Raw genomic sequence first — 20,153 nt, 5'->3', positions numbered from 1 at the left:
AGCAACGTGTCCGGCGTGAGCGCCGCAAATGCTGTACGACGTGCGATGCGCGTGCCGAACGTTTGTCCTACAAATATAGCTTCTGCGCCTCCGATTGCGAGGTGCAGGAATGTGCGTTGGCGCACGTACGACAGGAATCGACAGGGCGCGCTCTCGCTGAATCAACTGACCGGGCCTAAGGGCGTCCCGCAGACGCTCCACGTGCACATTCCAGGCGTTGCCAGTGTTGACATCCATTTTTTTTCGGGTAAAAGTGTCGACAGATGTGTGGCCAATCGGCCTTGTCCGCGGAAAGAGAATCCCGGGTTTGCCCGGCAACCGAGGGTGTACAGCCGTTGAGATTGCAGTGGGTTTCGTTGAATCTCGTTAGCTGGTGCTTCTTGACGATCGGAGTGGAACCATGCGTTTTGAACGTAATTCTCTGTCCTTCGATGTCGCCCGAGAGCGTCTCATCAGCCCATTTCCAGGCGCGTACGCGACTGGCAGCGCCGCACAGACCGAACTGAGCACACGTCTCGTCGTCGTTCTGCTTGCGTTCGCAGCGGTGCTGACTGGGGCGTTGCTTTTCATGCTGGTGAGCGGCGTTCACTAGCTCGTGCGTGAATGCCTTCTCGAGCAAGCGCGAGGTCGCGATCTGGGTGTTGTCGTCGTAAGGTTTGTTGGTCTCACTCCGGGCCGGCGCCAGCGTTAGCAAAGCAGGGGAGGAAACTGGGGAAAACTAGAATACAAAAGTGTAGACAATCCGCTAGTCTGATTTCACTTTGAGCCAGGAAAGTGCGGTTGCTTTCAAGCGTCGCGGCAGCGAGAAGCAGCGCCGGGGTCAGGCAGGAACGAAAGCGCCGGGTTGTCCGGGCGCTGAGCGTGCGTAGGTTCTGGGGCTTGCCGCGATGTTGTATCCGGGTGTCGATGTTTCTATTGACGCCATTTTTTTTGCTATAGAGTGTCGACACTTGTGTAGTCTAATTTCCTCATTGACTAAAGGGGTGGCACCATGAAGTTTGCGAAAGAGCTGTGCATCAGCGTTGCCGCGAGCGCGTTGTTTTCCATGGCGGGCGGGGCGCTCGCGCAGACGGTGTCGCTTGGCGCAGTGCTGCCCTTGACGGGAGCGAGCGCTTCGGTTGGAGATGACCAGCGGCGGGGAATTGAGCTTGCTGTCGAGCAGGTCAATGCGCACAACGGTGTGCTCGGGCAAAAGCTGCAAGTGATCGTCGAAGACTCAGGTGGTGTCGCCGCGACCGCGCTGAGTTCTGCACGCAAGCTGGTGTCGGTCAACAAGGTCCCCGTGGTGCTCGGCGAGTTCTCGTCGGGAATCACGATTCCCGTCGGCGAGTATGTGGTCCAGCAGGGCGACGTTCATATCAACATCGGCTCGTCCAGTCCGCAGATTCGCAAGATTGGCAACGGCTCGTTTAGCGTTATCGGGCTGGACGACCTGTCGGCACGTTTCGCAGCAGGCGATGTCTTTGGGCAAAACCTGAAGGACGTGGCGTTCATTGCGCCGAACAATTCGTATGGACAGGGCGTTGCCAACGAGTTCAAGAAGCGCTTCGAATCGCTGGGCGGCAAGGTGTCCTCCGTGGTGCTCTACAGCGAGGGGCAATCGACCTACCGGCGCGAATTGCAGCAGATGTCCCGTTCGTCGCCTCAGGCTTATGTGTACAGCGCCTATGGGCAGGAAGCGGCGACGATCAACCGCGAGGCCTACGAACTCGGCCTGAACAAGCAGAAGTGGTACGGCATCTACTTGACGATGTGCACGAGCGATACCCTGCCGCAAGCGGCACAGGGGCAGGAAGGCCTCGAAGTCGCTTCGGTCGGCGATGGCGGCAAGTCGTACGAGCAAGCGTATCGCGCCAGGTACAAGGAGGCTCCCAAGTCCTCTTTTGGTAGCTATGCATACGACGGCGTCATGGTTGCTGCGGCCGCAATCAATAAGGCCGGTAGTGCCGACCCCGCCAAAATCCGCGCGGCGATGAAGGCAATGCCCGCTTACAGCGGCGCGACTGGAACGGTCGCGTTTGATGAGGGTGGTCAGCGCAAGGAACAGCCGTACGACAAGGTGAAGTTCGATAGCAAGGTCGTTTCCCGATAAGCTTTGCCGCGCTGCCTCGCAGCGCGGTAGCTCCTGGAGAGTTCCATGCTGCAATTTATCGTCGACGCCCTGATACGCACTTCGGACATCATGCTGGTTGCCGTGGGGCTCAGCGTCGTGTACTCGCTGGTCAAATTCCCGAACATCGCGCATGTGCAGTACGCAATGCTGGGCGCGTTCGGTACGCTTGGGCTGACTCGCGTGGGCATGCCGTTCGCGCTCGCACTATTGGGTTCCTGCGTTGGGATGGGCATCCTTGCTGTGTTGCTCAACGTGCTTGTATTCAAGCGCTTGCTCCGCTCAGGCAGTTCAATCGCGATGATCGGCTCGCTCGCCATCTCGATGATTTGCATTGCGGTCGTCCTGGGCGTCGCCGGGTCTCGCCCGTTCCGGTATTCGTCGGGGCTCCCTCGTCCCATCTCACTGGGGTCGACAACCATCTCAATCGATCAGCTCACGTCGATTGGATGTGGTTTTGGCTGCGTAGCGCTGTTGGCTGTGTTGCTCTTCAAGACAGGCGTTGGACGTTCAATGCGCGCGATGTCTTCGAACGCGGCGCTTGCCGCCGCAACCGGAGTTGATGGTTCGCGGGTGGTGAACGGGATTACCTTCCTGAGCGGAGCGCTGGCTGCACTCGGCGGAACCATGCTCGGTCTGACCGAGACAGTCCACGTTGGGCTTGGCACGAACCTGCTACTGCCCGTGTTCGCCGCAGCGATTCTTGGTGGACTGGGTAATCCGCTTGGTGCGGCGGCCGGCGCGCTGCTGATATCAGTCGCGGAAACACTCGTCACGAACCTCGACTTCGGCTGGTTGTTCGGAACGTCGGACGTTTATGTTCCGATTACCTATATCAGCGCGGCGTCGTTCCTGATACTCCTTATCGCACTGTTGTTCAAGCCGTACGGCATCTTTGACCGGGAGGTGCGTCGTGTATAGCTTTCTCTTGCACGTAGCGACGCTCAGTTGCATTTACGCGCTTCTCGCGCTCGGGCTGAACCTTCAGGCAGGATTTGCTGGACTACTGAACTTCGGCTTTGTCGCGTTCGCCGGGGTGGGTGCCTATGCCTCTGCCATCACAGCGTCGCTTGGATATCCCGTTGCGGTCGGAATTCTGGTCGGCGTCGTGGCCGCAATGGTGGTGGGATTCGCCATGGCACGACTAGGGCGGAATCTCGCATCGGACTACTGGGCGATTGCGACTCTCGCAGTCGCTGAACTCATCAGAACCGTGGCGCTCAACGAGAACTGGCTCACAGGCGGTGCACAGGGAATCAGCGGGGTCCCGGAACTCTTCCGAACCGCCGCGGGCGCGCAGAGCGACCTTGCGTTCTTCGCGCTTGCTCTTGCGATGGTGGCGATTGCGTTCCTTGCTTGCATGCGGCTCACGCGCGGCCGGTTCGGCCGCGCAATCCGTTTGATGCGTGAAGAGCCGGCGTTGGCGACGAGCCTTGGATACCAGCTTGTGCCGCTCAAGGTGAAGGCGACAGTCACGAGCGCGGCAATTGCGTCTGTTGGCGGTTCGCTGCTCGCTCACTACATGAGCTTCGTCGGGCCAGACTACATGCTGGCGTCGGAGACCTTCGTCATCTGGACGATGGTCATGATCGGCGGGTTAGGCAACAACCTTGGAGTGGTGCTCGGTGCGGTGCTCGTCGAAGCCATCTACAGCGCCGTGCCGTTCGTCAAAGACTACCTCGACATCAGTAGCGATATCGCTGGTGCGGTTCGGCTCGGCACAATCGGCGTCATTCTGCTCGCGTGCCTTCTTGCCCGTCCGGGTGGCCTGGTTCCCGAAAGAATTCGGAGCGTATCATGAGCACGATGCTTCGCTTGCAAGACGTCTATAAGGCTTTTGGCGGCAACCAGGTATTGACCGGTCTAAACTTCAACGTGCGCCAGGGCGAAATCGTTGGTTTGCTCGGGCCGAATGGTTGCGGAAAGAGTACCGTGCTGAACGTCATAACCGGATACTGTTCCATAGACCGCGGCGTCGTGGAGGTTCGCGGAGAGCGCGTGAGTGGCCTGGCCGCTCATCAGATTGCTGCGAAAAGCGTGCGCCGCACTTTTCAGTTGCCGTCCATGCCAAGCCGAATGACGGTGGCAGAAGTCGTAATGGCTGCGTCAACGCGAAGCCACGGTCTATTCAGCACGCTATGGCGGTCCGCCACAATAAGGCGACTTGAAGAGGAAACGCGTGAACGCGCGCGTCAACTGCTCGATGAGCTACTCCTCACAAAGGTCGCCCATCTTCCCGCTGCGTCCATCTCCGGAGGACAAAAGAAACTCCTGGGTATTGCCTGCGCAATGATGGAACAGCCCTCGCTCTTGTTGCTCGACGAGCCTATGGCCGGCGTTCACCCGAACCTGCGCGCGGAACTCGTCACTACGCTCAAGCGAATCAACAGTCAGGGTATTACCCTCGTCATCATCGAACACGATATGCACTTCATTTCCGAAACGTGCAGTCGTTGTATCGTTCTCGACAAGGGCAGAACGGTTGCCGAATGCCTTCCCTCGGAACTGGAAACCCATGAGAGCGTTGTCGAGGCCTACCTCGGCAAGAAGCCCGGCAGGCAATACCAGGTCGCGGGAGCAGTCGCATGATAGCGGTCAACAACGTCGTCGCTGGCTACACGCGCGAAGTCGACATCCTTCGCGGCATCTCTATCCACGCGCGTCAACTGGAGATTGTGACCATCCTCGGCCCCAACGGCTGCGGTAAGTCGACGCTGCTGAAGACGGTCGCGGGGTTTCTCCTGCCCCGGCAAGGCACGGTCACCTTAGGCGATATCGATATTGGGCAGGTGCCCGTACACAAGAAGATCAGAAAGCACGAAATCGGATTCGTGCCTCAAACGGACAATGTGTTCGGCGCGTTGTCCGTTTGGGAAAACCTCATGCTCGGCGGGCAGTTTATGCAGGAGAAAGACAGGAGGGAGAGGCTCGACGCGTTGTGCGACGCTTACCCGGTGCTCAAAAGGAAACTCCGGGCACGGGCGTCGAGTTTGTCGGGAGGCGAACGGCAGATTCTGTCTCTCGCTCGTGCGTTAATGCCAAAGCCTCGCTTCCTTCTGCTCGACGAGCCTTCGGCGGGTCTGTCGCCCAAAATGCTCGGCGAAGTGTTCGATGCAATTATCGAACTGCGCAATACCGAGCGTATTGGTGTCTTGATGGTGGAGCAGAATGCGACGGAGGCGTTGCGCATTTCCGATCGCACTTACGTTCTCTCGATGGGGCAGGTCGCACTGGAAGGAAAGGCCTCCGACCTGCTCGAAAGCGAAGAGATGCGTCGTCTCTACCTGGGCGGTCGGCCACATTGATCGCTCGCCCGCTCGTGGCACGACGCTATGCACGGCAGCCCCGCCTGGTTGACGGGGCCTCTGAAGTCCACAACAAGATGGTCGTTGCGCGCACGCTCCTCAGAACCGGGAGCGATAGGTGGGCCTGGATGTCCCGTCCCGCCGAACATGCCGCTTCGAAGGAGACACTGTGACACTACGAACCGTAACGCTCGACGACAAGTACACGCTCGACAGCGGGCGCATTTTCCTGACCGGTGTGCAGGCGCTCGTTCGCCTTCCCTTGATGCAGCATCGGCGCGACAAGGCCAACGGCCTGAACACGGCCGGCTACGTTTCGGGGTACAGAGGATCTCCGCTTGGCACTTACGATGCCGAGTTGGGAAAGGCAAGCACGTTTCTCAAGGCGGCCAATGTCGTATTCGTCCCTGGTGTCAATGAGGACCTGGCGGCCACCGCGGTTTGGGGCACGCAGCAGGCCGAAGTTGGCGGAGAAGGGAAGTACGACGGCGTCTTCTCCATCTGGTACGGCAAGGGCCCAGGCGTCGACCGGAGCGGCGACGCCTTTCGTCACGCCAATCTTGCTGGAAGTTCGAAGCAAGGCGGCGTGCTTCTGCTCATGGGCGATGACCACACATGCGAGTCGTCGACCACTTGCCATCAGTCGGAATTCGCGTTGGTCGACGCATCGATTCCCATTCTGAGCCCGAGCGGTGTGCAGGAAATTCTCGACTACGGTCTGTACGGTTGGGCCATGTCGAGGTATTCGGGCTGCTGGGTGGGTCTCAAGTGCGTGAAAGACACAGCGGACGCATCGGCAGCTATCGATGTCGACCTCGACCGCGTCACACCGCAATTTCCCGGCGGTGTGGAAATGCCTGCGGGCGGACTCAACCTTCGGCATCCCGACACGCCACAGGAGCAGGAATTCCGGCTTCACAACTACAAGCTCGATGCCGTTCGCGCGTTCGTTCGCGCCAACGGGCTCGACCGGGTCACGCTGGGCAAGCCCGGTGCGCGACTCGGCATCGTGACGCACGGCAAGAGCTATCTGGACCTTTTGCAGGCGATCGATGACCTGAACGTTACCGAAGCGGACCTCGAGTCCATGGGTGTCGCCATTTACAAGGTCGCGTGCACGTGGCCTCTCGAGCCCGAGGGTATCCAGAAGTTCGCTGAAGGGCTCGACCTTCTCATGGTCGTTGAAGAGAAGCGTAGCCTCGTTGAGTCCCAGATCAAGGACATTCTGTATCGCGCGCCGCACGCGCCAGTGGTGATCGGGAAGCATGACGAGAGCGGCAAGAAACTCTTCCCGGTTGAAATGTCACTGAGTTCGCTGCAGATCGCTATCGCGTTGGGACAGCGGCTGGTGCCGTACGCGCAAGGTCAAGGCATCGTGCAACGTGTCGAGTTCCTGACGGAACTGAGCAAGGTCGAGTTTGCTCCCGAAGCGATGCTGCGCAGCTTTTACTTCTGCAGTGGCTGTCCGCACAACTCCTCGACGGTCATTCCAGAAGGAAGCAAAGCCTACGCCGGCATTGGCTGCAGCTGGATGGCGCAGACGATGGACCGCAACACGATGGGCTACACGCAAATGGGTGCCGAGGGGATGGCATGGGTTGGCGAGGCGCCTTTCTCCCGGCGCGCTCACATGTTCCAGAACATGGGCGACGGCACCTATTTTCATTCTGGACTGCTTGCGGTCCGTGCGGCGGTCGCTGCCGGAACGCACATCACGTTCAAGATTCTGTACAACGACGCGGTGGCGATGACCGGTGGCCAACGGCACGATGGTCAACTCAGTCCGATGACCATCACGACGCAGGTGCATTCGGAAGGCGTTAGCCGCATTGCCGTCGTGTCGGACGACGCGTCGAAGTACCCGGCAGATGCCGGCTGGGCACAAGGCGTGACGATTCATCACCGCTCCGAGTTACAAAAGGTTCAGGAACAGCTTCGCGACGTTGCAGGGGTGACAGTACTGGTCTACGACCAGACTTGTGCGGCGGAGAAGCGTCGCCGTCGCAAGCGCAACCAGTTTCCGGACCCGGCGAAGCGCCTGGTCATCAACGACCTCGTCTGCGAGGGCTGTGGCGACTGCGGCGTGAAGTCGAACTGCGTTTCGCTGGTGCCGCTCGAAACGGAGCATGGGCGCAAACGCGCCATCGACCAGTCGGCCTGCAACAAGGACTTTTCATGCAACAACGGCTTTTGCCCGAGCTTTGTCACGGTACTTGGCGGGAGTCTGCGAAAAGCTGGAACCGTTAAGCCGAACATCGAATTGTTCCCGGCACTGGTCGAACCTGAACTGCCTTCGGTCGAGAACGGCGTCTATTCAATCATCGTGACGGGTGTGGGCGGCACCGGTGTAGTGACCATTGGGGCTGTTCTCGGCATGGCGGCGCATCTTGAAGGCAAGGGCTGCGGCATTCTGGACATGGCCGGTCTTGCTCAAAAGGGCGGCTCGGTATGGTCGCATCTGCGGTTCGGCAAGAGCCCGAGCGCTATCAAGGCTATCCGTATCGCTGCAGGCGGTGCCGATGCCGTACTGGGCTGCGACATGGTGGTGGCCGCGAGCCGAAAGACACTCGCCGCGACGCGAAAGGGCGCAACGCGCATGCTTGTCAACACGCATGAAGTGATGACGGGCGAATTTACGCGTCACCCCGACCTCACGTTCCCAGCGCAGGAACTGCGCAAGGGCATTGCGGATGCCGTCGGTAGTGATCGTGTTGAGTTTGTCGATGCGACGAAATACGCCCTCGATATTTTCGGCGACACGATTGCGGGCAATATGTTCATGCTTGGCTATGCGTATCAGCGTGGTCTCATCCCGATTGGCGCTGAGGCAATCAATGCCGCCATCGAGCTCAATGGCGCGGGCGTCAAGATGAACAAGGAAGCCTTTCTGTGGGGCCGCCGTGCGGCTCAGTCGCCCGTCTCGGCTGAACGAGTACTCGCCGCGGCAAAGCCGGTGCACGAGTCCCAGCGCATGTCGTCATCGCTCGACGAATTTATCGAACGCAAGGTCAAATTCCTGACCGACTACCAGAATGCCGCATACGGCGAGCGCTTTCGCAGGCTCGTTGTCAAGGTTCGCGACTGGGAGCGCACGGTTATGCCGCGTGAGGAGACCGTCACCCGCGCGGTGGCAAGCGGTTATTTTAAGGTTCTCGCCTATAAGGACGAGTATGAAGTCGCAAGGCTCCATTCTTCGCCTGAGTTCGTCGAGAGCATCAAACAGCAGTTCGACGGCGACTTCCGGATTGCATTCAATCTGGCTCCGCCCCTTTTCGCGCGCAAGGACGAATTGAGCGGTGAGCCGCGCAAAAAGGAATACGGCGCCTGGATTCTGCCCGCGTTCCGGATGCTCGCAAAGATGAAGGTGTTGCGCGGAACGGCGTTCGACGTATTTGGCTACACGGGCGAGCGCCGGATGGAGCGAAGCTTGATATCTCGCTACGAGCAAACGGTCGACGAGATTCTCCGTCATGGCACGTCGCGCAATTATCAAACCGCAGTGCGCGCAGCGAGCATGGTGGAGAAGATTCGTGGGTATGGACACGTCAAGGAGCGCAATCTGAAGTCCGTCGATGTCGAATGGACGAACGCCGTTGCCCAACTGTCGAAGTCCGCCGTGATTGAACTCAAGCAGGTCGCTTGAAGCGCGTGAAGACCGCAAAGCGCCTGGCGATGACGGAATCCGGCACGTGATGCGATTCCGTCATCGAAGCCTTGAAACAGGCGGTGTGCTTCGTGGGGAGAAGGCCAGGAAACTGGCCTGCGTCTTGATGTTTATTGCGAGTAAAGCTTCACAACGCCTGCATCCACGACCTTGGCAATTTCTTCCATGCGCCAGGTGATGTGCTTCTCGGTGAGCTCGCGGCAACGTTTCGCGTCGCGAGCCTCGATCGCGTCGAGGATATCGAGGTGTTCCGCGAATGCATCGTGGCCGCGCTGCTCAAGGTCGACCCAACGGACAAAATGAATGCGCGCGTTGATGTTATAGAGCGCGCGAACCATTTCGTTATTGCCGGATAGCGCCACTAGCCGCACATGAAATTCTTCGTCGCGTGCGACCAGTTGAGCGGCAGGAGCCTGCGCGGCCTTGTTCTTCATCACGTCTTTCCAGAACTTGCGCAAGGCACGGACATCTTTGGGGTCGGCGCGCTCGACGGCGAGCTGTACGGCCGATGCCTCGATGCTGCGCCGGAGTTCGAACAGATCGAAGATGTCCTGACGATTCAACTCCCGAATGAAGAATCCCCTGTTGGGCACAAAGGTCAACAGGTTTTCCGCAACAAGGCGGTTGAGCGCTTCTCGAAGGGGCGTGCGGCTCACATCGAACTTCTCTGAGAGTTCGAGTTCGTTCACCCGCTCGCCAGGCCGAATCGTGTACAGGACGGCCATCTCCTTCAAATGCTCGTAGAGGTCATTCACAGTGAGTCCGGCGCGCTTTGGAGCGCTGGTCTCCCGCACGCGCGGCTTGGAATCACGAATGAGCGAAGTGTAGCCAGCCATTGTCTGTTCCCTTTCTAATGCATTACGCCATTTCTATTTCTGTCCGAGCGCCTCGCGCTTCGATTGGCCGATCTCAACATGCGGGCTGTACGTGAGGTGCTACGCGGACGTCTCCCGTCCTTGCTGCCTGAAAGTGTAGGCAATACTGTATTCTACAATACGCGCGCCCGCCGCCAGGCGGTTCCTCCAGGCGCGGGATGGTGCGCACTGCCACCATCCCATTTAACACCGCAATGCTGGCGACACACGCTGGACTTGTGCGTGAGCCATTCGAGATTCAACGGGTAATCAGGACACCAGACCCTCCATCGGGATGCCCGGCGCACGCCCCGCAATCAGGTCAGCAGTGATACGCGCCGAGCCGTGAGACATCGTCCAGCCAATGTGACCGTGACCGGTGTTCAGGTACAGATTGCGATATTTGCGTTGACCAAAGAAAGGCAGGTTGTTGGGAGTCATTGGCCGCAGGCCTGCCCACATTTCAGCGCGCTCGTAATTGCCCCCGTCGGGATAGAGTTCCTGCGTGACTCGCTTCATGAACGCGAAGTCCGACGGCTTATGTGCGGTGTCATACCCGGCAAACTCCGCGGTGGCGGTGACGCGAATCCGGTCCCCAAATCTCGAGATCGCAACCAGGTTGTGTTCGTCGACCGCCGCCACATTGGGCGGTTGAGCGTGTCCTTCGATCGGGATAGTGAGTGAGTATCCCTTGACCGGGTAGATTGGCAAATTGATACCAATGCGTCGCGCGAGTATCGGGCTGTAGCTGCCCAAGGCCAGCACGTACGCATCGCCTTTCACAATGCCCTTGTCCGTGCGCACTCCGGAAATCTCTCCGCCCGAGATCTCGAGCGCTTCGATGCTCGTGCTGTTCAGAATCGTCGCACCTCTTGCGACCACAATATCCGCCAGTGCACGCGTGAATTTCGCCGGGTCGCCCGTTTCGTCCGTTGGGCAATGTATTGCGCCGACAATGCCGTCCTTCGCCGACGAGAGCGAGGGGTCAAGGGAGATCACTTCCTCGCGGGTCAATACCTTGATAATTTGGCCGTCCGACTCAAGGAGCTTCATCTGCGCTACGCCACGGTCCAGCGCCTCCTGACTCCGATGGAAGTAGAGAATTCCCCTGTCATTGCGGTCGTAGCTCACGGATTCAGTCTTGATGACGTCCTGAAGCACGGACTGTGAATAGGCGGCGAGCCGATGTTTGAGCAGCGTATTGCGCCGTGCCTTTTCTGAGTTGCACTCCATCAGGAAGCGCCATGACCAGCTGTACAGTCTCGGATCGGTAGAGAATTTGAAGCGAAGCGCCTGGTCCTTGAGCACTAGCGACTTGAGCAGAATCATTGGCGCTTTCGGTGAAGACCAGACGAATGAGTGTCCTGGCGCAACCATGCCGGCGTTACCCCAGCTGGTTTCGCCGGCGACCACCGGCTGCCTGTCAACGACCGTCACGTCATGCCCGTCCGCTTGCAACTGGTACGCGGTGGTCACGCCGACTACGCCACCGCCAAGCACAATTACCCTCATGATGCCCTCAGTCTCAAAGGTTGAATGACTTCGCGTCGAGCCGCCGTCGCGCTAGAAGTGTCGACACAAATGTATATTACTAACAAAAAAGAAACGCAATGAGAGCTATCGATTACCGGGGACTTTACCCGAATGTGTCGATAAAAGTGTCGACAATTGTGTGTGATGTGGGCTAGTCTATGTGCTGTACTTCACATGACCAGACGGAGGAACCGATGCAAATCAAGCGTTACGAGAGTGGCAAGCGAATGAGTCAGGCCGTTGTCTACGGTGGTTTCGCGTTCCTTGCCGGACAGGTTGCCGATGACCCGAGCCAGGACGTGAAGGGGCAGACCGAGCAGATTCTCGCGAAGATTGACCGCCTGCTGCAGCAGGTCGGCTCGGACAAAACGCGAGTTCTGACTGCAAGCATCTGGCTTGCCGACTACAAGACGTTTAACGACATGAATGCAGTGTGGGACGCGTGGGTGCCAGAAGGCGAGGCTCCTGCTCGCGCTTGCGTTGAATCCAGGCTTGCGTTCCCCCAATACACCGTCGAAATCGGAGTCATCGCCGCAGTCTGATACGGGGCGTATGAGCGAAGCGCTGGTGAGCGCTACATAACCTGGTGTCAGCATGAACGGACAACGTTGAAGGGGCAGGCACAGAATGGAAACCCTTGAAACTGCAGAGCGCTATGTGAAACTCGACTTCACCCTCGATGAGGGGATTTCCCATCGCGCTGCAATCGGTCTGGTCGTTCTTGCGACCGACCACACGATCGAATATGAATGGCGCAAGCTGCTTGCCGTCGAAGGCGTGGGATTCTACGAGAGTCGAATTCTGAATTCGGCAGAAATCACACCGGCGACGCTTAGAGAGATGGATAGCCTGATTGCTCCGGGCGTTGCTGTCATCCGTCCTGGCGAGCGGCTTGACGTCGTAGCGTTTGGCTGCACGTCGGCATCGATGGTGCTCGGCGAAGGTCACGTCATGGAGCGCATCAGGGAGTCCCGGCCCAATGCGGCATGCACGACACCCATCACAGCCGCCAGAGTCGCGCTCAATTCGTTGGGCGCACGACGGGTCGCGCTCCTGACTCCGTACGTGCGCGAGATTACCGAGTCCATGAAGGACTACCTGATCGCTCGCGGCGTGAACATCGTACGAATGGGTTCGTTCGAGCACTCCGACGACAACGAGGTGGCGCGAATCGACGCACAGTCAGTTCGCAATGCCGTTCTCGAACTCGGCCGGCACGATGACGTCGATGCGGTGTTTGTCTCCTGCACCTCTGTTCGGTTGGCAGACGAGGTCGCCGCAATTGAGCGGGAACTCGGCAAGCCGGTCACGTCCAGCAATCATGCAATGGCGTGGCACGCGTTGCGGCTGGGTGGCGTGAAGGACGAGCTGCCTCAGTTCGGACGGCTATTCACTGTGCAAAGCGTCGAGCAGTAGTTGTTGCTTTCGTCGTCGATTTTGAAAGCACTGCGCGAACTACCTGGCGCGGATTCATCGAAGCGCCTGAAAGGGCTGGCTGGTTAGCCGGCCCTTTCTACGACGATAAGCGCCTGTTTGCGAGCGCTTCACCTCAAACAATGCCCGTCGCGTAGTACACAGCGATAACGAAAAAGACGGCCAACGTCTTGATGACGGTTACCGCAAAGATGTCCCGATACGACTGGCGGTGCGTGAGCCCCGTGACTGCAAGCAACGTGATGACCGCGCCATTGTGCGGCAGCGTGTCCATGCCGCCGCTCGCCATGGCGACTACACGGTGCAGCACTTCCATCGGAATATGCGCGGCCTGCGCGCTCTTGATGAAGAGATCCGACATGGCCGCGAGCGCGATGCTCATGCCGCCCGATGCCGACCCCGTGATACCCGCAAGCGCGCTCACCGAAACGGCGGCGTTGACGAGCGGATTCGGGATGCTCTTGAGCGCATCGCTCACCACGATGAAGCCGGGCAACGCCGCGATCACACCGCCGAAGCCATATTCGGAGGCGGTATTCATCGAGGCCAGCAGCGCCCCGGCCACTGCCGCCTTCGTGCCGTCCGCAAAGCGGCTTTTCACGCGGCCGAACGCCGTGACGATCACGAGCACGATGCCGGCGAGCAGCGCACCCTGAACCGCCCAGATCGCCACGACCTGTTTGACCGTGGCCGTGACCGGCGTATGAATGCCGGGCAGCACTTCCGGCGGCACGGTGACGGTGTCGCCGTACCAGACGGGAATCCAGTGTGTGAGCAGGAAGTTCGCCACACCGACCAGCACGAGCGGCGCAACGGCCAGCACCGGGTTGGGCAGGTGCTCGGTCTTCACGTGCTCGGGTTCGTTCACGAGCGAGGTGCCGTAGCCTTCGCCCTTCGCCATCGCGGCGCGGCGGCGCCATTCGAGGTACGAGAGGCCGACCACGATGATGAAAAGCGAACCGGTCACGCCCAGCGCGGGCGCGGCCCATGCCGTGGTCTTGAAGAACGTGGTCGGGATGATGTTCTGGATTTGCGGCGTGCCGGGCAGCGAATCCATCGTGAACGAAAAGGCGCCGAGCGCAATGGCGCCGGGCATCAGGCGTTTGGGAATATCGCTCTGGCGATAGAGTTCGGCGGCGAACGGGTACACGGCGAACACCACCACGAAGAGCGAAACGCCGCCGTACGTGAGCAGCGCGCACACGGCCACGATCACGGCGTTGGCACGCGAGCGGCCGATATAGCGGATGGCGGCGTGCACGATCGCTTCGGAGAATCCCGATAGTTCGATGACCTTGCCAAATACCGCGCCGAGCAGGAACACGGGAAAGTAGAGCTTCACGAAGCCCACCATCTTTTCCATGAAGATGCCGGAAAAAACGGGTGCAACAGCGGCGGGCTCGGTGAGGAGGACCGCGCCGAGCGCGGCGATGGGCGCGAAGAGGATCACGCTGTAGCCGCGATACGCGGCGAGCATGAGGAACGCGAGGGCGGCGAGAACGATAACAAACGACATGGAGTCTCCTGCGGATCGATCGTGTTGCGCGATGCGGTTTTTAATGCGGCACGGCCATGATGCGTCGCAGCGATTGTAGCGAATGGATGTGTCTCGTTATTGCGAGCGTGGCCGCGCGGTCCTATCGTTGCGCAAGAGAGCGAGCCGGAATGAGCCGATGAGGGGACAGTCGATGAGTGCGATGGGTATGCGAGGCAAAAGCGGCGCGCGCGCGTGGGCGGTGCAGACAGCGCGGCTTGCGGTGGCGCTTGCCTGCGTGGGCGTTTTCGCGGGCTTCTGGGCGCATGCAGCGGCGCAGTCGCAAACCGGAGCCTCGGCGCCTGCGTCGGGCACGGCGGATACCCAACGCAAGAACTGGTACAACGACCCGTTCTTTGCGCTGTCTAGCGCGATCGGCGCCTGCCCGCAACCGCTTGGCCCGCTGATGACGAAAGCCGAAGCCGACGACGACGCCCACTATCGCGTGGAGCGTGGCACGACGTGCTGGCTCGCGCACAAGTGCTCGAAGCCGAACTCGTATCTTTACGACGCCGACATCGCCGCGGCGATTCGTCAGCAACTGCAAGGCGATGCCCTGTTTGCGGGCACGAGCATCTGGATCACGGTGCAGCGCCGTTTTGTCTATGCGGAGGGCTGTGTGGGTCCGGGCTTCGACAGCGCGGCGCTGGAGCGCAGGCTCTCTGCGATTGCCGACGTCGAGCAGGTCTTCGTGCGCGTGAGTTCGGACCCGCGCGGCGCACTGCCTTACAAGACGCTCTCGAGTGCGCCCTGAGCGCGCACAGTGTGCGCTCGCGTCGATGCATCGCACATGGCTCGCGGCATGGCACAATCGCAACGTCGAAAAACTAGAAGCCCATCGGGTGCTCCAAATGACTCTTCCTGGTTCGTCGTTGTTCCGTTTGCGCAGATTGCCGTTCGTGGCAGGCGCGTTGACCTTGATCGCAGGGCTTGGTGCGTGCAGCAGCGGGCCGCCGCTGTTCCTGTCGGACGGCCGACCGACGGTCCAGGTCCAATGCCCGGCCTCGGGCGATCGCGATTCTTGCGCGCAGCAGGCGCGTGCTCGCTGCGCCGGCGCGGGTTACGACACCGTGACGTCATCGACCGACAACGGCAACTACACACTCGTATTCGCTTGCCGCAAGGCTCAATAAGCCTCGCGCCGCTCAGCCCTCGGCGGCGGCGCCCGTGCCACGCGCCGGCAGATTCAGCAAAAGGCGCAGCAGGTCAGGCTGGCGGCGCGTCGCCGTCTTCTGAAAGATCGATTGCAATTGTTTGCGCACGGTGTCGTGCTGCACGCCCACGTGTGCGGCGATCTCCTTTTGCGTGAGACCCTCCGCGAGCAACAGCGCGATACGGCATTCGGCCGGCGAGAGGTCGAAGGCCGCGGCGAGCACTCGTTCGTCGACTAGCGGCGCGGATCGCGGGTGATAAAAGGTCAGCGCCGCGAAGGCGCGCAATTCCGAGGCCGAGGGGTCGTCGGCCGTCACCACGTTGTAGAACGCGTAGAGCACCTCCTGCTGGCTCGCAGCAGGCTTCGCCAAGGCTTGCTCATGGCCCGGCTCGTCATGGGTCTGGCCGTGCGGGTGCGTTGAGGCGGCGCCGTCGGGTGCGAGCGCCGCGACCGTGCCTTCTACAGCGCCGACAATGCGTAACGCGCGAAAGCGCGCCGCTGCCGCCCGCGCGCCGCTTGTGCGGCTACGCAGCCTGGCCTCGCTTACGGCGATGTCCTCGAGCAGGCGCGCGTGGTGGGGCGCCGCGAGCGTGAGCCGCCGTCCGCGCACCCGCACGAGCGAGGTCGCTTTCAGAAGCCGCTGCGCGGGCTCGTTGCTATGGAGCACCTCGCCCAGCGCACTCACGAGCATGGCTGGCGGGCGTGAGCGGTTTGCAAGCGCGTCTACGTTCAAGGTAAGGCGGCGCGTATAAAGGCGCACCGCGCGCACGAGGTGCGGCGTGAGCCGCTCGAGCAGTTCGCGGTGCTCGGCCGGGAGCGGACCCGCCTCGGCGCCCGCGCTGCACGCGAGCATGACCGTGAGCCCGTGCTGTTCGAGCAGCTTGCACAGCGCCGCGCAGTGATGGCCTTCCTCGAGCGGACCGAGTTCGAGGCCGGGTGCACAGTCGCCTTCTGCGCAGTCGAATTCCACGTCGCAATGCAGCCACTTGCCCGCCGGGAAAGCACGCAGCCATGCAAGGCGCGCGTCGTCGCGGTAGAGCGGCCGAATGCGCTCCAGCGGTTCCGCACCGGAGAGGGCAAAACCGTCGCTCCAGGAAAACAGATCGCGCTGCCGTTCAAAGGCAAACAGATGAATCGACGCCACGCCAATCGTTTCGCGCAATTGCGCGCAAAAATCCTTCCAGGCGCAAGGATTATCGAGTGTGTCGTAAATAAGGTGCAGCAGGCGATCGTATTGTGATTCGTTTGTTGTCACGCCATTCTCGTCGTTCGCATTGTGAAAGACTATCGGCAGCAAAATGCGCTCCGCATAACGTTCCACAATTGAGGAATATACAGATGCAATACCCCCCGTTAATCTGCTTTCCGATATGGATGCGGATACAACCGTCAGCGTGGACGAGCGGCTTTTGAATTTCCGTGCGGTATCCAACGGATCGGCGGGCTCGCTGGCCTTATTCTGGTCTGACAGTACGAACAAAAGCCGTAAATCCGCTGCGGCGTGCATTTTGTGCGGCCGGAAGGCGCGATTACCAAACTGACCGATTATCCGCTGCGTGCGGAAAAGCGGCGATGCGATGAAAGTGAGTGCGCGCTATTTGCGCGCGCTCGATAAAATTTGTCATTACCGGGGGCAGCGATGAATCATCACCAACTCGAAAAGGACATTGAGCATCTCGAGCACATCATCGGGCGGCTCTCCGGGCGCGACCGTATTCCGCTCTCTTATTGGCGCGGCCGTCTCGAATCGGTTTCCAGTGAGAACCTCGTGCCTTCGCAGATGCTGCGCGTGAAGCGGCTCAACGAAGCGTTGCGTGCGCTCGAAAGCCGTCTGTCGCACGAATCGCTGCAGCATCGCGAGCGCTAACGCCAACGCTTGCGGCAGTTTTGTAAAAAAGCGCCCCTTCATCGTCGCTCCTGCTCCAAACCGGTCACAATGGCAGTCTCGTGACCGAACTGGAGATGACGTTTCATGCCGAGCTACAAGCAATTGACCGCCCAGCTGGAGAAGCTTCATAAGGAAGTTGCTGCGGCGCGTGAAAAGGAAATCGACCAGGCGATCGCCGAGATCAAGGAAAAGATCGCGGAATACGACATCACCGCGGAAGAACTGGGTTTCGTGACCCGGCGTGTGGGCCCCGCGCGCAAGAAAGCGCTGCCGGCCCGCTACATGAACCCGAAGACCGGCGAAACCTGGAGCGGCCGTGGCCGTGCGCCGGGCTGGCTGGCGGGCAAGAACCGCGAACGCTTTCTCATCAAGGAATAACGGGCCGATCCTCACCGGCCCATACAGGCGGATATGCCAGGGTGCGTGAAGCACCCGGCGCGAGAGCCGCCCCCGCTTCAAGCCTCCCGAAAAAGCTCACCTCACACGTTGTGCCGCGCGCAGCGGCGTGCCGCAATGAGCGGGGCCAGAGCGTCAACGCTGCGGTCGCATGCCTGACGCGAAAGGAAATTTTCGTGAAAACGGGGGGCGTCTCGCGAGCGTGCCGGGTGCATAACAGCGCTGACAATGCCCTCGCATCGAGGTCCTGTAAAAGCTCACCTTTGGCAAAGCTGCGCCAGCCTGCACGTCTAACCCGTTCGAACCCCATCAAACCTTTAGTCGGCGGGCCGAATGCCGTGTATCATTCGGTCCCGGCGCCTTTTCGCTTTTTTTGCGCGGACATCCCGGGACATTCCCGATCGCTCGTGCTATTTGCCGCGCGTCGCGGTCCGCACAGGATCGCCCTATGCGCCGCAAGCGTTGCTTGAAAACGCGCCCGCAAGCGCCGCCGCGCTCGCCGCAACCCCCGCCGCGCGGCCCGGTTGCCCGAATTCATCAGTGATACCCGCCCTATCCATGTCAGTAGCCGAACTCAGACGCCGCCGCACGTTCGCGGTCATTTCTCACCCGGACGCGGGCAAGACCACGCTCACCGAAAAACTGCTGCTGTTTTCGGGTGCGATCCAGATCGCCGGTACCGTGAAGGGCAAGAAGAGCGGCCGCTTCGCGACCTCCGACTGGATGGAGATCGAAAAGCAGCGTGGCATTTCGGTCGCAAGCTCGGTCATGCAGTTCGAGTACGGCGACGCCGTCATCAATCTGCTCGACACGCCGGGCCACGAGGACTTCTCGGAAGATACTTATCGTGTGCTGACGGCCGTGGACGCGGCCGTGATGGTGATCGACGGCGCGAACGGCGTGGAAGCGCAGACGCTCAAGCTGCTCGAAGTCTGCCGCAGCCGCAAGACGCCCATTCTCACGTTCATCAACAAGCTCGACCGCGAAGTGCGCGAGCCGCTCGACCTGCTCGACGAAATCGAGCAGCACCTGGGCGTGGCCGCCGTGCCGTTCACCTGGCCCATCGGCATGGGCAAGGAATTCCAGGGCGTGTACGACATCCAGCGCGACCAGGTGCGCGTGTTCCGCGCAGGCCAGGAGTCGCTTGGCGGCGCGGTGGAAACGCTGCAAAACATTAGCGAAGAAGAAGGCGAAGCGCGTTTCGGCTATCACTGGAAGCGCACCAAGGAAGAAGTCGAGCTGATTACGGGGGCGACGCCCACGTTCGATCGCGACGCCTTCCTCGCGGGCGAGCAGTCGCCGGTGCTGTTCGGTTCGGCCATCAACAACTTCGGCGTGAAGGAAATTCTCGACGCGCTGGTCGATCTCGCGCCGCCGCCGTCGCCGCGCATGGCCGTGCAGCGTCCGGTCTCGCCTGAAGAAACGAAGTTCACCGGCGTCGTATTCAAGGTGCAGGCCAACATGGACCTCGCGCACCGCGACCGTGTGGCGTTCATCCGCGTGTGCTCGGGGCATTTCGAGCGCGGCATGCAGTTGAAGGTCACGCGCAACAACAAGACCTTCCGCGCCAACAACGTGGTGAGCTTCCTGTCGCAGCGCCGTGAAACCGTGGCTGAGGCGTACCCTGGCGACATCATCGGTATTCCTAATCACGGCACGCTGAGTCTCGGCGACACGCTCACCGAAGGCGAAGACCTGCAATTTACGGGTCTGCCGTTCTTCGCGCCGGAAATCTTCCAGACCATCGAAGTGGTCGATCCGATGCGCGCGAAGCAGCTGGGCGAAGCGCTCAAGCAGCTTGGCGAAGAGGGCGCGATTCAGGTGTTCCGCCCGATCCACGGCGGCGCAACGATTCTGGGCGCGGTTGGCCAGCTGCAGTTCGAAGTGGTGTCGCACCGCCTCGCGGCCGAGTACAAGGTTGCCGTGCGCCTGATGCCCGCGCGCTATCGCCTCTCGCGCTGGGTCACGTGTGACGATCCCGCAGAACTGCGCCGCTTCACCGATTCGTACGAAGCCCGCATGGCCTACGACGCCTCGAACGCGCCGACGTATCTTGCCTCGCACGTCTCCGAAATCGAGGTCGCGCAAAAGGCCTGGCCGAAGATCGTGTTCAACGAGCTGCGCGAGCATTCGGGCGCGCCGTTCCGCAAGTCGATGTAAAACACGCGGCGCGCTCGCGCCGCGTTTTCAAACCAGCGAAGTTCTTTCTCGCGCATCGTCGTGGCGCACGCCCCAGGGGGCGTGCGACGCCATGCCGCCGCATCTGCGCGCATACGCGCCGG

General features: G+C 60.5%; 18 protein-coding genes. 14 read left to right on the top strand and 4 right to left on the bottom strand.

Features of this window, described 5'->3' with window-relative positions:
• The first annotated feature begins 400 nt into the window (after nucleotides 1-400).
• The 7 genes from U5A58_RS29620 (at nucleotide 401) to U5A58_RS29590 (ending at nucleotide 9,058) form a co-directional block, all read left to right on the top strand.
• The gene (locus U5A58_RS29620) at nucleotides 401-592 is read left to right on the top strand and encodes a hypothetical protein (protein WP_321964069.1); all 192 of its coding nucleotides are present in this window, start codon (nucleotides 401-403) and stop codon (nucleotides 590-592) included.
• A gap of 399 nt (nucleotides 593-991) precedes the next feature.
• On the top strand, nucleotides 992-2,092 hold the full coding sequence (locus U5A58_RS29615) for an ABC transporter substrate-binding protein (protein ID WP_321914380.1): 1,101 nt from the start codon (nucleotides 992-994) through the stop codon (nucleotides 2,090-2,092).
• A 45-nt stretch (nucleotides 2,093-2,137) separates the two neighbouring features.
• Nucleotides 2,138-3,031: a branched-chain amino acid ABC transporter permease gene (locus U5A58_RS29610; RefSeq protein ID WP_321933945.1), complete on the top strand. Its 894-nt coding sequence runs from the start codon at nucleotides 2,138-2,140 to the stop codon at nucleotides 3,029-3,031.
• A complete protein-coding gene (locus tag U5A58_RS29605) occupies nucleotides 3,024-3,911 on the top strand; it encodes a branched-chain amino acid ABC transporter permease (RefSeq protein WP_321964068.1) in 888 nt (295 codons plus the stop codon). Before U5A58_RS29610 ends, U5A58_RS29605 begins: the two co-directional genes overlap by 8 nt.
• Nucleotides 3,908-4,699: an ABC transporter ATP-binding protein gene (locus U5A58_RS29600; protein WP_321964067.1), complete on the top strand. Its 792-nt coding sequence runs from the start codon at nucleotides 3,908-3,910 to the stop codon at nucleotides 4,697-4,699. The genes U5A58_RS29605 and U5A58_RS29600 overlap by 4 nt, the downstream gene beginning before the upstream one ends.
• A complete protein-coding gene (locus tag U5A58_RS29595; protein ID WP_321914376.1) occupies nucleotides 4,696-5,415 on the top strand; it encodes an ABC transporter ATP-binding protein in 720 nt (239 codons plus the stop codon). The genes U5A58_RS29600 and U5A58_RS29595 overlap by 4 nt, the downstream gene beginning before the upstream one ends.
• 169 nt (nucleotides 5,416-5,584) lie before the next feature.
• Nucleotides 5,585-9,058, top strand: a complete 3,474-nt coding sequence (locus tag U5A58_RS29590) for an indolepyruvate ferredoxin oxidoreductase family protein (protein WP_321964066.1) — start codon at nucleotides 5,585-5,587, stop codon at nucleotides 9,056-9,058.
• Between the two features lie 131 nt (nucleotides 9,059-9,189).
• On the opposite strand, the gene U5A58_RS29585 is transcribed toward U5A58_RS29590, so the two are convergent.
• Both U5A58_RS29585 and U5A58_RS29580 read right to left on the bottom strand, forming a co-directional pair.
• On the bottom strand, nucleotides 9,190-9,915 hold the full coding sequence (locus tag U5A58_RS29585; protein WP_321933942.1) for a GntR family transcriptional regulator: 726 nt from the start codon (nucleotides 9,913-9,915) through the stop codon (nucleotides 9,190-9,192).
• 288 nt (nucleotides 9,916-10,203) lie between these two features.
• Nucleotides 10,204-11,445, bottom strand: coding sequence for a D-amino acid dehydrogenase (locus U5A58_RS29580; protein WP_321964065.1), 1,242 nt, complete (start codon nucleotides 11,443-11,445; stop codon nucleotides 10,204-10,206).
• Nucleotides 11,446-11,660: 215 nt separating this feature from the next.
• Between U5A58_RS29580 and U5A58_RS29575 the strand changes: the two genes are divergently transcribed.
• Together U5A58_RS29575 and U5A58_RS29570 are read left to right on the top strand one after the other, a co-directional pair.
• A complete protein-coding gene (locus U5A58_RS29575) occupies nucleotides 11,661-12,008 on the top strand; it encodes a RidA family protein (protein ID WP_158760630.1) in 348 nt (115 codons plus the stop codon).
• Between the two features lie 85 nt (nucleotides 12,009-12,093).
• Nucleotides 12,094-12,882: an Asp/Glu racemase gene (locus U5A58_RS29570; protein ID WP_321964064.1), complete on the top strand. Its 789-nt coding sequence runs from the start codon at nucleotides 12,094-12,096 to the stop codon at nucleotides 12,880-12,882.
• 133 nt (nucleotides 12,883-13,015) lie between these two features.
• On the opposite strand, the gene U5A58_RS29565 is transcribed toward U5A58_RS29570, so the two are convergent.
• On the bottom strand, nucleotides 13,016-14,416 hold the full coding sequence (locus U5A58_RS29565) for a GntP family permease (RefSeq protein WP_321964062.1): 1,401 nt from the start codon (nucleotides 14,414-14,416) through the stop codon (nucleotides 13,016-13,018).
• Between the two features lie 172 nt (nucleotides 14,417-14,588).
• Here U5A58_RS29565 and U5A58_RS29560 point away from each other — a divergent pair, with 172 nt between their 5' ends.
• Nucleotides 14,589-15,188 carry a BON domain-containing protein gene (locus U5A58_RS29560; RefSeq protein WP_321964061.1) on the top strand — a complete coding sequence of 200 codons (600 nt, stop codon included), beginning with the start codon at nucleotides 14,589-14,591 and terminating at the stop codon, nucleotides 15,186-15,188.
• A 97-nt stretch (nucleotides 15,189-15,285) separates the two neighbouring features.
• Nucleotides 15,286-15,567 (top strand): hypothetical protein, encoded by a 282-nt coding sequence (locus U5A58_RS29555; protein WP_321933937.1) that lies wholly within the window; start codon nucleotides 15,286-15,288, stop codon nucleotides 15,565-15,567.
• A 12-nt stretch (nucleotides 15,568-15,579) separates the two neighbouring features.
• Here U5A58_RS29555 and U5A58_RS29550 read toward each other — a convergent pair whose 3' ends face one another.
• Nucleotides 15,580-16,842 carry a helix-turn-helix transcriptional regulator gene (locus U5A58_RS29550; protein ID WP_321964060.1) on the bottom strand — a complete coding sequence of 421 codons (1,263 nt, stop codon included), beginning with the start codon at nucleotides 16,840-16,842 and terminating at the stop codon, nucleotides 15,580-15,582.
• Nucleotides 16,843-17,226: 384 nt separating this feature from the next.
• On the opposite strand from U5A58_RS29550, the gene U5A58_RS29545 reads away from it, so the two are divergent.
• The 3 genes from U5A58_RS29545 (at nucleotide 17,227) to U5A58_RS29535 (ending at nucleotide 20,031) form a co-directional block, all read left to right on the top strand.
• Nucleotides 17,227-17,454: a hypothetical protein gene (locus U5A58_RS29545; protein ID WP_321914368.1), complete on the top strand. Its 228-nt coding sequence runs from the start codon at nucleotides 17,227-17,229 to the stop codon at nucleotides 17,452-17,454.
• 105 nt (nucleotides 17,455-17,559) lie between these two features.
• Nucleotides 17,560-17,853 carry an H-NS histone family protein gene (locus U5A58_RS29540; protein ID WP_321964059.1) on the top strand — a complete coding sequence of 98 codons (294 nt, stop codon included), beginning with the start codon at nucleotides 17,560-17,562 and terminating at the stop codon, nucleotides 17,851-17,853.
• Between the two features lie 576 nt (nucleotides 17,854-18,429).
• On the top strand, nucleotides 18,430-20,031 hold the full coding sequence (locus tag U5A58_RS29535; RefSeq protein WP_321914366.1) for a peptide chain release factor 3: 1,602 nt from the start codon (nucleotides 18,430-18,432) through the stop codon (nucleotides 20,029-20,031).
• Nucleotides 20,032-20,153 lie beyond the last annotated feature (122 nt).

Origin of the sequence: Paraburkholderia sp. J7, from assembly GCF_905220155.1 — a bacterium.
Taxonomy (GTDB): Bacteria; Pseudomonadota; Gammaproteobacteria; order Burkholderiales; family Burkholderiaceae; genus Paraburkholderia.
Note: the sequence above shows the minus strand (reverse complement) of the source record. Positions and strands in the feature narration are given on the sequence as shown.